The sequence below is a fragment of the Roseomonas indoligenes genome, from assembly GCF_017813365.1.
GTDB lineage: Bacteria > Pseudomonadota > Alphaproteobacteria > Acetobacterales > Acetobacteraceae > Roseomonas > Roseomonas indoligenes.
The window spans coordinates 24052-37855 of record NZ_JAGIZA010000019.1 but is presented as its reverse complement, the minus strand read 5'-3'; the positions used below and the strand labels follow the sequence as shown (position 1 = coordinate 37855).

Sequence of the window (13804 nt, the reverse complement as noted above, 5' to 3'; positions counted from 1 at the left end):
ACCCCCGAACCCCATCCGCCCGGCGGTGCGCCCTGCCCGTTTCGATCCCCCCGGAGAAACGTCGGCGGCGCCGCGCGAAGGGGCCTATGCTACGCCGGTCCGGGCATTGTGGAAGCTCACGAGTCAGGTATGCGCGGCGGCAGTTCCGCAGCGTGTCCCGGACGGCACGCATCGGATCAGGCCGCGGCCATTCGCCTTGCCGGATGAACCACCGCCCTGACGCCGGCGCCAAGGGTCACGGGATCTCGGCGGGACCCCTGATCGGCGTTCCGCGGCAGCCCCGGGGGAGGATCTCCTTTCTCCTCCGGCTCACACCGCGATCCACCGCCGGACCTGCGCGAAGTCCGCCAAGAGATCCGCCGAGCGCCCTTCCAGCACGATCTTCCCTCGGTCCAGCACGATCGCGCGGTCGCTGAGGGCCAGGGCGTCCTCCGCGTGCTGCTCCACGATCACGGTGGCGAAGCCCTTCTCCGCGCGCAGGCGGCGCAGCGTGGCCTCCAGCTCCTCCACGATCACGGGCGCCAGGCCCTCGAATGGCTCGTCCAGCAGGAGGAGGCGCGGGTTGGTCATCAGGGTGCGGCAGATAGCCAGCATCTGCTGCTCGCCGCCGGAGAGCTTGTCGCCCATGTTCCGCCGCCGCTCCTTCAGGCGGGGGAAGAGGTCGTAGGCATCCTTCAGGCCGAAGGCACCGGGGCGGCCGGCGACGAGGAGGTTCTCCTCCACGGTGAGGGAGGGGAAGATGTCCCGCTCCTGCGGCACCCAGCCCAGGCCCATGCGGGCGCGCTGGTAGGCGGGGGTGCCGCCGATCTCCGTGCCCTGCCAGCGCAGGCTGCCGGAGAGGCGGCGGGCATGGCCCATGATGGCGAGCATCAGCGTCGTCTTGCCCACGCCGTTGCGGCCCAGCACGGCCAGCCCCTCGCCGTCGTCGACGGAGAGGCTCATCTCCTCCAGCACCACGGCCTCGCCGTAGCCGGCGGTCAGGCGCTCGACCTCAAGCAGCGGCATGGTGGCCTCGGCGCCCGAGATAGACCTCGCGCACGCGCTCATCCGCCTGGATCTCGGCGGGCGTGCCCTCGGTCATGATGGCGCCCTGCACCAGCACGGTGATGCGCTCGGCGAAGCGGAAGACGAGGCCCATGTCGTGCTCGACGAAGAGAAGGGTCAGGTCGCGGGGCAGGGCGTGGATGCGCTCAAAGATCGCCTCGCTCTGGGCCGCGGGCACGCCGGCGGCGGGCTCGTCCAGCACGAGGACGCGGGGCTTGGTGCCAAGCGCGATGGCGAGCTCCACCAGCCGCTGCAGGCCATAGGGCAGGGCATGGACGGGGCGGGCGGCGTAGGCGTCCAGGTTGACGAAGGCCAGGTGCTCCCGCGCCTCCTCCGCCACGGCCCGGTCGGCGGCGGCGGAGCGCCAGAAGTTCCGCGTCTTCCGCTCCCGCTCCAGGATCGCGAGGGAGACATTCTCCAGCACCGTCAGCCCGCGGAAGAGCTGGTTGATCTGGAAGGTGCGGGTCAGACCGCGGCGCACGCGCGCGGCCTGGGGCAGGGTCGTCACCTCCTCCCCGCCCAGGCGGATGGTGCCGGAGGTGGCGGGCACGTTGCCCGTCAGCGTGTGCACGAGGGATGTCTTGCCCGCCCCGTTCGGCCCGATCAGCGCGTGCCGCGCCCCGGTGGCGACGCGGAGAGACACGTCGTTCACGGCGGTGAAGTTGCCGTAGCGGAGGGTCAGTCCCGCTGTCTCGATGGCGGGCGTCATGCGCGCTCCCGCAGGCGGCGGATCAGGGCGGTGGCGGCGCCGGCGATGCCGCCGCGCAGGACGAAGACCGAGAGCATAAGAACGATGCCGATGCCGAGCTGCCAGTATTTCGGGCTCATCGCGGAGAGCGCGTCCTTCAGGTAGCCCAGGCCGGTGGCGCCGAGCACCACACCGGGAATGCTGCCCGTCCCGCCCAGGGTCGCCATCATCATCACCTCCGCCGAGCGCTCGAAGCCCAGCATGTCCAGCGAGGCGAAGTTGCTGGTCTGGGCCAGCAGCGCGCCCGCCAGCCCGGCGATGCCGCCGGAGATCGTGTAGGCGGTGGCGAGGTGCCGCCGCACCGGCGCGCCGATGGCCGGCATGCGCCGCACGTTCTCCCGGATGCCGCGCAGCGCGAGGCCGAAGGGCGAGGCGGCGAGGCGCCAGAGGAAGAAGTAGACGAGGACGAGGACGGCGAGGCTGTAGAAGAAGGCCGTCTCCCCCGCGAAGTCGAAGCGGAACAGGCCGAGCACGGGGCCCATGGTGAAGTCGGAGAGCCCGTCCGCCCCGCCGGTGAGGTCGCGCGCCTGGTTCGCCGCCTCGAACATCAGGAAGCCGACGCCGAGCGTGACGAGGAGCCGCGTGAGGTCGTTGCCCACGACGACGATGCGCGTCAGCACCAGGGCCAGCAGCGCGCTGACCACCAGCGCCGCCAGCAGCCCGAGAACCGGTTCCGCCAGCCCGTGCCGCGCCAGGATCGCCGTGGTGTAGGCGCCGGTGCCGAAGAACACGGCATGGCCGAGCGAGACCACCCCGGCATGGCCCTGCAGCAGGTCGTAGGAGAGGGCGAAGACCGAGAGGATGAAGAGGCTGGTGAAGAGGGTGAGGTATTCCGGGAAGAGGAAGAAGCCGGCCACCGCGAGGAGGAGCAGCGGCAGCCCGGCGCCGACGCGCACCATCCTCATGCCGCCCTCCGCGAGGCCAGGCCCTTGGGGAAGAAGACCATCATGAGCACGAGGATCCCGTAGATCACGAAGCTGCCGACCTCAGGCACGTAGTACTTGAACAGCGCGTCGATGGCGCCGAGCGAGACCGCGGCCACGAAGGAGCCGGCGATGGAGCCGGGGCCGCCGATGGCCACCACCATCAGCAGCAGCACGAGGTACTTGAAGGGAAAGGTGGGATCGAGGCCGAGGAAGCCCACGGCCAGCGCGCCCCCCAGCCCCGCGAAGGCGGCGCCCAGGCCGAAGGTGATGGCGAAGAGGCGGGTGACGTGGATGCCGATCCCCTCCGCCGCGGGCCGGTTGTCCACGGCCGCCCGCACGCGCGCGCCGAAGAGGGTGGTGTTGAACAGCGCCACCAGCGCCCCCGCCGCCACCAGCCCGAAGAGGATGAGGAAGATGCGGTAGCCCGTGATCTCCACCACGCCGAGGTTCACGCGGGCGGTCAGCCAGTCCGGCAGCAGCATGGGCTGCTGCTGCGGGCCGAAAAGGATGTTCGCCACCGCCCCCGCCGCGAAGGCGAGGCCGATGGAAAAAAGCACCTGCTGCAGCTCCGGCATCGGGTAGACGCGCCGGATCACCAGCTGCTCCAGCACCACGCCGACCAGCCCCGTGAGCACGGCGGCGATCGGCAGGGTGAGGAGGAAGGGCACGCCGAAGCCGTTCAGCAGCACCACGGCGGCATAGCCCCCGCACATGGCGAAGGCGCCATGCGCGAGGTTGATGAAGCGCATCAGCCCGAGCGTGATCGACAGGCCGATGGAGAAGAGGAAGAGCAGCATCCCATAGGCGATGCCGTCCGCGAGGATGCTGATCAGCCCGGACATGGTCTCGGCTTAGGCCTTCGCCGGGTCCTTCACGCCCTCGATCGTCTCGAAGGCGATGTTGGCCCAGCGGCCGTCCTTCCGCTGCCCGCGGCGGATATAGACGTTCTGCACGATGTCGCGCGTCGCCGGGTCGATCAGGATCGGGCCGCGCGGGCTGTTCAGCCGCGCGCCCTTGATGGCGTTCATGATCGAATCCGCGTCCGTCTTGCCGCCGGTCTGCTGCAGGGCGTGGTAGATCAGCGCCATGCCGTCATAGGCCTGGACGGTGCGGTAGCTCGGCATGGCGTTGGGGCCGGACATCTCGCGGAAGGCCTCGAGGAAGCGCTTGTTCTCCGGGTTGTCCAGCTCGACCTGGTAGTGGAGGGCGGAGACGACGCCGTCCAGCGCGTCGCCCATGGCGGGGACCAGGTTGTCGTCCACCACGTCGCCGGTGACCATCAGCTTGATGCCGGAGCCGACGATGTTGCGCTCCTTCGTCTGCTTCATGAAGGCGACCGAGACGTCGCCGCCCGGGCTGAAGCTGAACAGCCCGTCCGGCCGCGCCTCCACCGCGCGCTGGAGGAAGGGGGAATACTCCATGCCCGCGACGGGGGTGCGGGCGCCGCCGATCACCTTGCCGCCGCCGGCCTCGAAGGCCTTGGTGAACCAGGTCTCCGCGTCCAGGCCCGGGCCGTAGTCGGAGACGATGGTGTAGACGGTCTTCACCCCGTTCTTCGCGGCCCAGGTGCCGAGGGAGGCGGCGAGCTGCGGCAGCGTCATGGAGACGCGGGCAAAGTAGGGCGAGCGCTCCGTGATGACGGAGGTCGCGGCGTTGATGATGATCCCCGGCTTCTTCGCCTCCGTCAGCAGGGAGGCCGCGGAGAGGGCGTTGGGCGTGAAGCTGTAGCCGAGGATGATCTCCGCCCGGCTGCGCTGGATCAGTTCCTGCGTCATGCGGCGGGAGAGGTCGCCCGAGCCGGGCCCCTGGTCGTCGCGCGTCACCGTCTCCACGGTGATGTTGCCGACCTTGTTGCCGTGGATCTTCTGGAAGACCTTGATGCCGTCCTCGTTGTTGCGGCCCTGGTCGGCGAAGGTGCCGGAGAGGGGCAGGACGACGCCGACGACGAGCTTGCGCTCCTGCGCGATCGCCGGGCGGGCCAGTGGGGCCGCGGCGGCGGCCGCCGCGCCGAGGAGGACAGAGCGCCGGCCGGCGGTGAGCTTGCTGGGGGACATTCGACCCTCTCCTTGGAATTTCCTGGGACGCATCTTGGCCGGGCGCGGCCCGGCCGTCACCTAGCGGGCGCCGGGAACCTGCCGGGTGGCGAGGAACTCCTCGAAGGTCTCCCCGCGCATCTCGGCATAGACCTCCAGGTTGGAGCGGCCGGAGAGGCGGGCGAACTTCTCCAGCACGAAGAAGTTGGCGCCGTAGCGCACCAGCCCCAGCCAGTCCCGCTCCAGCACCAGTCGCGTCTCCTCCGGTGTCAGCCCCGCGCGCTCGCAGGCCACGCGCTCATCGGCGGAGAAGGCGGCGCGGGCGGCCGGGTCCTTCATCTCCCAGAAGAAGCGGTTCAGGCGCAGCCGGTCGCGGCCGGTGGCGATGTCGAAGGCGTAGGTGCCCTCGATCGCCTCCACGCCCTCCAGCTGCGGGTTGCCCGTGCGCGGCGCCGCGGCCGGCGCCTCCGCGCTGTTCTCCTCGAAGACGATGACCGTCATCGCGGTGGTAGTGGCGAGGTAGTAGTTCTGGTGGACCTTGGTGATATCGTCGCTCAGCGCCCCGCGCATGGCGAGCCACATGATCACCTCGACGCTCTCGGCGCCGCCGAGGCGGATGTAGTCCACGTGCTTCATCTTCGCGAGCTGTTCGGGGTCCTTCTCGATCAGCTCGATGAAGCGCATGTCCCATTCGGTGTCGTTGTAGCCCGTGCGCTCCCCGTGGATCTGGTGGGAGAGGCCGCCGGTGCCGACCACGGCGACGGTGATGTCCTCGGGGTAGGATTCGATGGCGCGGCGCAGCGCCTTGCCGAGCTTCCAGCAACGCATGGCCGTGGGCAGGGGGTGCTGCACCACGTTCACCTCGATCGGCACCACCGCGCCCGGCCACTTCTCCTGGTGCGGCCAGAGCAGGGGCAGGGGCGAGAAGACGCCGTGGTCCAGCGGCCGGTCCTGGAAGACCGCCGGGTCGAACTCCTCGTTCACCAGGCACTCGGCGATATGGGCGGAAAGCCCGGGATGGCCGGGCAGGATCGGCAGGGGCCGGCGGCCCGCGCCCTCATCCGCCACGTCGTAGCCCGGGGCCACGCCGATCGCGAAGGTGGGGTAGAGATCGTAGAAGAAGGCGTTCAGGTGGTCGTTGTAGAAGAAGACCAGGACGTCCGGCTTCTTCTCCGCCAGCCATTGCCGCGCCGGCTCATAGCCCTTGAACAGGGGCGACCAGGAGGGGTCCTCCTGCTTGCCCTTGTCGTAGGCGACGCCGATCGTCGGCACGTGCGACGTCCCGATCCCACCGATGATCCTGGCCATGCGCCGTCGTTCCCCTCCCCTGGCTGTTCATGCGGCGCCGCCGCCCAGCCGTCCGTGCCGGTATATTTCGGGCAAACCGCGGGAATGTCGTTATGTTTTCGCGGTCGCCCGGTATCAGGGTTGGTTATAGCCGGGGGTCAGCCGTTCTTCCCGGCATCCAGCAGCCCGATCGTCTCCTCCACCGTCAGCACGTCGCCGAAGCTCTGGAACACCGTGCTGAAGCCGATGTTGTGGTCCTCGTCGTAGCGCGCGGCATTGGCGTCGGAGACCATCACCACGTTGTAGTCCAGCATCATCGCATCGCGTGCCGAGGTCTCGCAGCAGAAGTTCGTCAGCATCCCCGTGATCGCCACGTTGGTGATGTCGCGGGCCGCCAGCTTCTCCGGCAGGTCGGACTTGCCGGGGATGAAGGCGCTGAAGCGGGACTTCTCCGCCATGATGTCCTCCGGCATCGGCTCCAGCTCCGGGTGCAGCTCGTGCCCCGGCGCGCCGACCGTCAGGTTGTCCCGGTGGCGCACGGCATTGGCCGGGGTGAAGAAGCGCTCGTGGTAGAGCGGCCAGAGGCTGCGCCCGCCCTCGCCCGCCGTCATCTTCACCCAGGCCACATGGCCGCCCGCCGCGCGGAAGGCGCGGGCCAGGCGGTTGATGTTGGGGATGATGGCCACCGCCGGCGGCACGTCTGTCACGTAGAAGGCCTGCATGTCGATGACGACGAGGGCGCTTTTCGTGGGCTCGAAGCCGTCGAAGACGCGCAGGCGGCCGCGCTTCTTCATCACGCGGTCGAGCACGTAGGCCGGCATCTCGAAGGGGGCGGGGTCGGTCATGGTCTCGTCCCTGGCGTCATTCAGGCGTTGTCCCGGGCGCCAGAATCCGATTGCGGCGTCGTGACGGCCAGCCGAAACTTTCCCCCGCCCCATCGAAAAGCCTTATCCGCCGGAGGCGGCCCCATCATCCCGTCCCCGCATGCCATCAACCCCAAGCACCTGCGCGCCTTCCTGGCCGTCTCGCAGACCGGAAGCGTCGTCCGCTCCGGCCAGCGGCTGCGCCGCGTGCAGTCCGCGATCACGCGCGCCATCCAGGAGCTGGAACGGGAGCTGGAGGTCACCCTGTTCGAGCGGCGCCCCCAGGGGATGCTGCTGACGGGCACTGGCCACACCCTGCTGCACCGGGTGGAGCGGGCCTTCGCGGAGATGGAGAGCGCCCGCCGCGGCATTGCCGCCGCCGGGCCGCCGGCGGGCTGGAACGAGGCGGCGCCCGTCTTCACCCTCTCCCTCGGCCGCCAGCGCCTGCTGGCCTTCGCGGAGCTGGTGGAGCAGCGCCATATGGGGGCGGTGGCCGACAGCCTCATGATCTCGCAGCCCGCCGTCAGCCAGGCACTGCGGGAGGTGGAAATCGGGCTGGGGATCGAGGTGTTCATCCGGTCCCCCGCCGGGCTCCAGCCCACGCCGCTCGGCGCGCTGCTGGCCCTGCATGTCCGCCGGGCGCTGGCCGAGATCCGCGCGGCGGAGGTGGAGATCGGCCTCCTCCAGGGCGCCATGGCCGGGCGCGTCACGGTGGGCACCCTCTCCCTCGGCCGGGACCGTCTGCTGCCGCGCGCCATCCTGCGGATGCAGAAGGACCATCCCAACCTCTCCGTCACGACGCTGGAGGGCACCTTCGAGCACCTCTCCATGCGCCTGCGGGCGGGGGACATCGACTTCATCCTCGGCGCCCTGCGCCCACCGGAGCACACGATCGGCCTGCTGCGCGAGCCGATCGCGGAGGACGAGATGGCCCTGGTGGTGCGGGCTGGCCACCCGCTGGCCCGGCGCGGCGCCGCCGTGGCCGAGGGCCTGCCGGCGGCCCGCTGGGTGCTGCCCCCGCGCGGCACCCCCACGCGGGAGCTGTTGGAAGGCGCGATGCGGGCCCGCGGCCTGCCGGAGCCGGTGGTGACGGTGGAGACCACCGACCTGACCATCACGCGCGGGTTGCTGCTGGACAGCGACATGGTGACCGCCGTCTCGCCCCACCTGTTCCAGCACGAGACCGGGGCGAAGGCGCTGGCCGTGCTGCCCTTCGCGCTGCCGGAGACCCGCCGCACCATCGGCTTCCTGCAACGCGCCGGCGGCAGCCCTTCCCTGGCCGCGCGGATGCTGATGGACAGCATTCGCGCCGTGGGGCGGCTGTGAGGCGCGGGGTCAGCCCTCCAGCGCCAGCACCGCGAAGCTCGCCAGCCAGTGCTCGCCCATGTAGTGCCCGGCCACATGCGGCAGCCCGGCCGCAAGATGGCGCTCCGCCGCGTCCAGCATGGGCGCGCGGCGAGGATCCTCCGGCCCCAGCGCCGCGGCGAGGCGCCGCCAGCACCAGGCACGGGAAAGGTTGAGGCCGTCCAGATGGGCGATCTTGCCGTCCGTCCGGTCGGAGACGGTCGCAGGGGCGAAAAGGGTGGCGGGCTCCCTCCCCGCCAGGTCCGGCAGGAAGGCGTCGAACCAGGGCGCGAACTCTGCCGGCGGCAGGAGGCGGGCCATGCAGGCGGCCTCCACCAGGGTGGGAGAGAGGAAGTCGTCGCCGGAGGGTTCGCCCCAGGCCGGGCAGGCCCGATCCAGGCCGTACCAGCGGCCGGCCGTCTCCCGTAGCAGGGGAAGGTCGGCCGCCATGAAGTCGGCCGCCATCAGCAAGCCGAAGGCGGTGTTGGGGTGGGCGCCCACCCGCACGGGGTAGGTGGCGATCGGCAGGAAGTCGCGGAAGCGCCCGGCGAAGGCCTCGGCCAGGGGGGCGAGGGTGGCGGCCCAGGGCGCGCCGTGCCGGGCCAGCTCGGCAGCGAGGGCCAGCAGCCAGCCCCAGCCATAGGGGCGTTCGAAGCCGCGCGCGCCGGGGGCGGCGAGGTAGGCCACCTCCCCCGCCACCGCTTCCGCCGTGATGCGGCGGTCGAACAGGGCGCGGATGGCCGGTGCGGCCGCGATGGAGGGGAAGCGGCGCAGCAGCCGGGCCAGGGTCCAGTAGCCGTGCACGCAGGAGTGCCAGTCGTAGCTGCCGAAGAAGACGGGATGGAGTGCCGAGGGGGTGCGGGCGTCCCCGGGCCCGGCGAGCACGTGGCCGGGCTTGTTCGGGTATTCCCGCTCCACATGGCCGAGGGCGATGGTGGCCAGCCGTTCCGCCAAGGTGGCGTCGAGCGCGTTCTGCATGGGCGCATGTGACCGGCCCCGAGGAGCCGGGGCAAGCCGCGGATCCCGCCTGCCCTGCCGGCGCCTCGGGTCATGGACCCGAGGCGCACCGCCAGTGAAACAGGACCAGGGCCTGGAAAAAGATGATGGGTTCGAAGCACTGCTTCGAACGGGCCCGGGGAGAGGAAGAAGGAGTTCTTCCTCTCCCCGGGACAGGCCACCGGCGAGGATCAGGCCTCCGTCTGCCGTCCCCAGGCGCGCAGGTCCGCCACGAAATCCTCCGGCACTTCCATCGCCGGGAAGTGGCCGCCGCGGGGCATGTCGCTCCAGCGGTTCACGGCGTAGCCCTTCTCCACCAGGCTGCGCGGCGGCATGGGGGAGCGCGGGTCGGGGAAGGCGGCGACGGCGGTGGGCACCATCACGCGGCGGCCGGGCGGGATGCTGCGCACGGCCTCCTGCTGGGCGCCGAAGTAGTACCAGGCGGCGGTCGTGAAGGCGTCGTTCATCGCGTAGATCATCACGTCGGTGATGAGCTGGTCCTTCGTGAAGACCTGATCGAAGGGGCGCTCGCGCAGGTCGGCCCAGTCGTGGAACCGCTCCACGATCCAGGCAGCCTGGGCGAGCGGGTTGTCCTGCATGGCGTAGGCGATGGACTGGGGCTTGCTGCCCTGGAGCTGGGCATAGGCGCCGAGCTTCCCTTGCACGCCCGCCTGCTCGGCCTGCCAGGCCAGTTCCTCCGGCGTCTTCGGCGCCGCGTCCGGGCGGACGAGGACCATGTTGAGGTGGATGGCCTTGAGGGAGGCCACGTGGTCCAGTGCCAGCCAAGCGGTGACGGCGGCGCCCCAGTCGCCGCCCTGGGCGCGGTAGCGCGGGTAGCCGAGGCCGCGCATCAGCGCATCGAACAGGCGGGCGGTGGTGCGGGCGGAGATGGGGGTCTCCGGCTTGCCGGAGAAGCCGAAGCCGGGGAGCGAGGGGATAACAAGGTCGAAGGCGTCCTCCGCCCGGCCGCCGTGGCGGGAGGGGAAGGCCAGCGGCTCGATCACCTCCAGGAATTCCAGGACGGAGCCGGGCCAGCCATGGGTGAGAAGGAGGGGGCGCTTGCCGCCTGCCTCGCCCACCACGTGGTAGGCGTGGAGGTCGAGGTTCTCCACGCGGGCGATGATCTGGGGGTGGCGGTTCAGCGCCGCGGCGGCGGCCTCGGCGTCGTAGCCGTCAAGCCAGTGGTCGCGCAGGGCGGAGAGGAAGTCCGGGTCGCAGCCGTATTTCCAGCCGGCATCGCGGGGCTGGCGGGGCAGGGGCGTGGCGCGCAGCCGGTCCTTCAGGTGGGACAGGGCGGAGGGGTCCCAGCGGACCTCGAAGGGGCGGGTTTCCATCGTCGTTCCTAACGGCCTTCCGGTGCTGCAACGCGGGAGAAGGGCCGGGGATGTCGGGCCTTTCGCCCCGCGAAGGGCGCGGTCTATGCTCGTTCCAGAGGAAAACAGTTCAAGGAGTTCGGGTGATGGGAAGCATCCCGCGCCGAAGCGTTCTCGCGGCCGCCGGCATCGTGCTGGCCGCGCCCCGGATGGCCCGCGCCCAGGGCGGGCAGCTTGCCATCGGCACCGGAACGACGGGGGGCGTGTACTACCCCGTGGGCGGCGCGCTGGCGAACATGATCTCCCGCGGGATCCCCGGCATGTCGGCGACCGTGGAGGTGACGGGCGGCTCGGTCGGCAACCTGCAACTGCTGGGTGCCAACCGCGTGGGGCTGATCTTCAGCCAGGTGGATGCGGCGGTGGACGCGGTGCGCGGGAATGACCGCTTCAAGGGCCGGCCTGTGCCGGCGCGCGCCATCGCGGTGATCTACACCAACCGCATGCAGGTGGTGTCGACGGTGGCGACGGGGATCAAGTCGATCCCGGACATGAAGGGCAAGCGCATCTCCACCGGCGCGCCGGGCTCGGCCACCGAGGTGATGGCGCTGCGACTGATCGAGGCGGCGGGGCTGGACCCGGCGAAGGACTTCCGGGCGCGCGAGCGCCTTTCCCCCGCCGAGAGCACGAACGCGGTGAAGGACGGCAAGCTGGACGCCTATTTCTTCGTCTCGGGCATCCCCACCAGCGCGATCACCGACCTCGGCGCCAGCCCCGGCGTGGAGATCCAGATGATCGACCACGATACCTACACGGCGAAGATCGTGGAGAAGTACGGCCCGGTTTATTTCAACGAGGTGATCCCCGCCGGCACCTATCCCGGGCAGAAGACCGACAACAAGCAGATGTCCGTCGCCAACGTGCTCGCCGTGCGGGAGGACATGCCGGCCGACATGGTGACGAAGCTGCTTCGCCTGACCTGGGAAGGGCGCGAGGAGCTGGCGCGCACCCATGCGGAGGCGCGGAACTTCAAGCTGGAAGGCCAGAAGACGGCGGCAGCCGGCATCCCCTGGCACCCGGCGGCGGAAGCCTTCTGGCGCGAGACCGGGGCGAATCTCGGCTGATGCGCGCCGAGGAACTGGTTTCCCCGGCCGACGGCCCCGCCGGCGCGGCGGGTTCCGCCCTGCCGCCGGAGGTGGTGCCGGGTTCGCTGGACGCCGCCACCACCGCGAAGGTGGAGGCGCTGATCGAGGAGGAGGAGGGCGCGCAGCACCGCTTTCGCGGGATGCTGGCCTGGATCGGCACGGCGGTGGCGCTGGCGATGAGCCTGTTCCACCTCTGGGCCGCCTGGGACATCGTGCCGACGACGGTGCTGCGCTTCGTGCATGTCGGCTTCGCGATGGTGCTGGGGTTCTACCTGTTCCCCGTCTCCCGCCGGTTCCGGCACCGGTTCATGCCGTGGGATGCCGTGCTGATCGCGGCGGGGCTCTATGTCACCTGGTATCTGATCGCGGGCGGCGACGACCTGCAGGACCGCGTGATCTTCCCCGAGCCGATGGACCTCGTCGTCGGCTGGATGCTGGTGGCGCTGGTGCTGGAGGTGACGCGGCGCACGACGGGATGGGTGATGCCCGTCGTTGCGATCGTCTTCATCGCCTACGCCTTCCTCGGCAACCACCTGCCCGCGCCCTGGACGCATCGGGGCTATGATTCGGAGCGGCTGATCCCGCATCTCGCGGTGGGGCTGGACGGGATTTTCGGCACGGCCGTGGATGTGTCCGCCACGCTCATCATCCTCTTCACCATCTACGGCGCCATCCTGCAGCTCTCCGGCGCGGGGAAGTTCTTCGTGGACTTCTCCTTCTCCGTCATGGGCGGCAAGGCGAGCAGCGCGGGGCGCACCGTCGTGCTCTCCTCCTTCCTGCTCGGCGGCCCCTCGGGCTCGGGCGTCGCCACCACCGTCACCCTCGGCACGGTCGCCTGGCCGATGATGAAGAAGGTGGGCTACCGCGCGGCCGATGCCGGCGGGCTTCTGGCGGCGGGCGGGCTGGGGGCGATCATCTCGCCGCCCGTGCTCGGCGCGGCGGCCTTCCTGATCAGCGAATACCTGAAGATCGGCTATCTCGACGTGCTGCGCATGGCGGTGATCCCGACCTGCCTCTACTACGCTTCCCTGCTGTTCATGGTGGAACTGGACCAGCGCCGCCTGGGCGCGGCCAGCAAGGCCGTGGAGGTGCCGCAGGCGACGCCCGCGCGGGAGCTGGTGCGGAAATACGGGTTCCACTTCTCCTCCCTCCTCGCGATCATCGTCTTCATGGTGCTGGGCTACTCCTCCACCCTCGCGGTGCTCTACGCGATGGGGGTGGCGGTGGTGCTCTCCTTCCTGCGCCGCGACACGGCCTTGTATCCGCGCAAGCTGGTGGAGGCGCTGGCGATCGGCGCCATCCAGTCCGTCGGCATCGCCGCCACCTGCGCCTGCGCGGGCATCATCGTCGGCGTCATCACCCTCACCGGCCTCGGGCTGAAGTTTTCCGACATCGCCATCCAGGCGGCGAACGGGTCCATCCTCGGCACGGCGCTGTTCACAGCGCTGATTGTCTGGGTGATCGGCCTCGCGGTGCCGGTGACGGCCAGCTACATCATCTGCGCCGTCGTCGCCGCGCCCGCGCTGACGAAGCTCGGCGTGCCGGACTACGCGGCGCATATGTTCGTCTTCTACTACGCGGTGCTCAGCGAGGTCTCGCCGCCGACCGCCCTCTCGCCCTTCGCGGCGGCGGCCATCACCGGCGCCGGGCCCTACGCCACCACTCTTCAGGCCTGGAAATACACGCTGCCGGCCTTCGTGCTGCCCTTCGTCTTCGTCACGGACCCGGAAGGCGTCGGCCTGCTCCTCTCCCTCACCCCGCAGATGACCTGGCTGGACGTCGTCTGGCAGGTGGCGCTGGCCACCGCCGGCCTCGCGGCCCTGGCGGCGGCCTGCCAGGGCTACTTCCTGCGCGCGCTGAACGGGGTGGAGCGCGCGGGCTTCGCGCTGGCCGGGCTGCTGCTGGTCTTCCCGGCGCTGCTGGAAGGGGTGATCCCCTGGCTGCCGGCACCGCACTGGATCGGGCTGGCGCTGGCAGTGGGGCTGCTGGCGCTGCAAGGACGGGGGCGGGTGGCAGCCTGATCCTGCGGTGGCGGTCTGCCCCGGGGAGAGAAAGAAGGAATTCTTCCTCTCCCCGGACCCCTTGCCATCCACTTTTTTGTTCGAGTT

The 13804-nt window shown here is 70.5% G+C and carries 12 protein-coding genes; 3 read left to right on the top strand and 9 right to left on the bottom strand.

Annotated elements, in window-relative coordinates:
- Positions 1 to 309 precede the first annotated feature (309 nt).
- The 7 genes from J5Y10_RS22775 to J5Y10_RS22745 all read right to left on the bottom strand — a co-directional run bounded on the left by J5Y10_RS22775 (position 310) and on the right by J5Y10_RS22745 (position 6883).
- The gene (locus J5Y10_RS22775; RefSeq protein ID WP_209376423.1) at positions 310 to 1005 is read right to left on the bottom strand and encodes an ABC transporter ATP-binding protein; all 696 of its coding nucleotides are present in this window, start codon (positions 1003 to 1005) and stop codon (positions 310 to 312) included.
- The gene (locus J5Y10_RS22770; RefSeq protein ID WP_209376422.1) at positions 992 to 1753 is read right to left on the bottom strand and encodes an ABC transporter ATP-binding protein; all 762 of its coding nucleotides are present in this window, start codon (positions 1751 to 1753) and stop codon (positions 992 to 994) included. The genes J5Y10_RS22775 and J5Y10_RS22770 overlap by 14 nt, the downstream gene beginning before the upstream one ends.
- On the bottom strand, positions 1750 to 2697 hold the full coding sequence (locus J5Y10_RS22765) for a branched-chain amino acid ABC transporter permease (RefSeq protein ID WP_209376421.1): 948 nt from the start codon (positions 2695 to 2697) through the stop codon (positions 1750 to 1752). The genes J5Y10_RS22770 and J5Y10_RS22765 overlap by 4 nt, the downstream gene beginning before the upstream one ends.
- Positions 2694 to 3560, bottom strand: coding sequence for a branched-chain amino acid ABC transporter permease (locus J5Y10_RS22760; RefSeq protein ID WP_209376420.1), 867 nt, complete (start codon positions 3558 to 3560; stop codon positions 2694 to 2696). The genes J5Y10_RS22765 and J5Y10_RS22760 overlap by 4 nt, the downstream gene beginning before the upstream one ends.
- Before the next feature lie 9 nt (positions 3561 to 3569).
- Complete coding sequence (locus J5Y10_RS22755; protein ID WP_209376419.1) at positions 3570 to 4772, bottom strand: ABC transporter substrate-binding protein; 1203 nt, start codon at positions 4770 to 4772, stop codon at positions 3570 to 3572.
- Between the two features lie 60 nt (positions 4773 to 4832).
- Entirely contained in the window at positions 4833 to 6059 is a 1227-nt protein-coding gene (locus J5Y10_RS22750) for a gallate dioxygenase (RefSeq protein ID WP_209376418.1), read from the bottom strand.
- A 137-nt stretch (positions 6060 to 6196) separates the two neighbouring features.
- Entirely contained in the window at positions 6197 to 6883 is a 687-nt protein-coding gene (locus J5Y10_RS22745) for a cysteine hydrolase family protein (protein WP_209376417.1), read from the bottom strand.
- A gap of 60 nt (positions 6884 to 6943) precedes the next feature.
- Here J5Y10_RS22745 and J5Y10_RS22740 point away from each other — a divergent pair, with 60 nt between their 5' ends.
- Complete coding sequence (locus tag J5Y10_RS22740) at positions 6944 to 8227, top strand: LysR family transcriptional regulator (protein ID WP_209376416.1); 1284 nt, start codon at positions 6944 to 6946, stop codon at positions 8225 to 8227.
- 9 nt (positions 8228 to 8236) lie between these two features.
- Here the strand turns inward: J5Y10_RS22740 and J5Y10_RS22735 are convergent, their stop codons facing one another.
- Together J5Y10_RS22735 and J5Y10_RS22730 are read right to left on the bottom strand one after the other, a co-directional pair.
- Entirely contained in the window at positions 8237 to 9223 is a 987-nt protein-coding gene (locus J5Y10_RS22735) for a DUF2891 domain-containing protein (RefSeq protein ID WP_209376415.1), read from the bottom strand.
- A gap of 209 nt (positions 9224 to 9432) precedes the next feature.
- Positions 9433 to 10575 (bottom strand): epoxide hydrolase family protein, encoded by a 1143-nt coding sequence (locus J5Y10_RS22730; protein WP_209376414.1) that lies wholly within the window; start codon positions 10573 to 10575, stop codon positions 9433 to 9435.
- A gap of 125 nt (positions 10576 to 10700) precedes the next feature.
- Between J5Y10_RS22730 and J5Y10_RS22725 the strand changes: the two genes are divergently transcribed.
- Together J5Y10_RS22725 and J5Y10_RS22720 are read left to right on the top strand one after the other, a co-directional pair.
- Entirely contained in the window at positions 10701 to 11675 is a 975-nt protein-coding gene (locus tag J5Y10_RS22725) for a TAXI family TRAP transporter solute-binding subunit (RefSeq protein WP_209376413.1), read from the top strand.
- The gene (locus J5Y10_RS22720) at positions 11675 to 13717 is read left to right on the top strand and encodes a TRAP transporter permease (protein ID WP_209376412.1); all 2043 of its coding nucleotides are present in this window, start codon (positions 11675 to 11677) and stop codon (positions 13715 to 13717) included. Before J5Y10_RS22725 ends, J5Y10_RS22720 begins: the two co-directional genes overlap by 1 nt.
- Positions 13718 to 13804 lie beyond the last annotated feature (87 nt).

Excerpts from the sequence above, each read along its gene's own strand:
- J5Y10_RS22720 (WP_209376412.1), top strand. The coding sequence starts at position 11,675 with ATGCGCGCCGAGGAACTGGTTTCCCCGGCCGACGGCCCCGCCGGCGCG.
- J5Y10_RS22760 (WP_209376420.1), bottom strand. The coding sequence starts at position 3,560 with ATGTCCGGGCTGATCAGCATCCTCGCGGACGGCATCGCCTATGGGATG.
- J5Y10_RS22725 (WP_209376413.1), top strand. The coding sequence starts at position 10,701 with ATGGGAAGCATCCCGCGCCGAAGCGTTCTCGCGGCCGCCGGCATCGTG.
- J5Y10_RS22735 (WP_209376415.1), bottom strand. The coding sequence starts at position 9,223 with ATGCAGAACGCGCTCGACGCCACCTTGGCGGAACGGCTGGCCACCATC.
- J5Y10_RS22745 (WP_209376417.1), bottom strand. The coding sequence starts at position 6,883 with ATGACCGACCCCGCCCCCTTCGAGATGCCGGCCTACGTGCTCGACCGC.
- J5Y10_RS22770 (WP_209376422.1), bottom strand. The coding sequence starts at position 1,753 with ATGACGCCCGCCATCGAGACAGCGGGACTGACCCTCCGCTACGGCAAC.
- J5Y10_RS22750 (WP_209376418.1), bottom strand. The coding sequence starts at position 6,059 with ATGGCCAGGATCATCGGTGGGATCGGGACGTCGCACGTGCCGACGATC.
- J5Y10_RS22755 (WP_209376419.1), bottom strand. The coding sequence starts at position 4,772 with ATGTCCCCCAGCAAGCTCACCGCCGGCCGGCGCTCTGTCCTCCTCGGC.
- J5Y10_RS22730 (WP_209376414.1), bottom strand. The coding sequence starts at position 10,575 with ATGGAAACCCGCCCCTTCGAGGTCCGCTGGGACCCCTCCGCCCTGTCC.
- J5Y10_RS22765 (WP_209376421.1), bottom strand. The coding sequence starts at position 2,697 with ATGAGGATGGTGCGCGTCGGCGCCGGGCTGCCGCTGCTCCTCCTCGCG.
- J5Y10_RS22775 (WP_209376423.1), bottom strand. The coding sequence starts at position 1,005 with ATGCCGCTGCTTGAGGTCGAGCGCCTGACCGCCGGCTACGGCGAGGCC.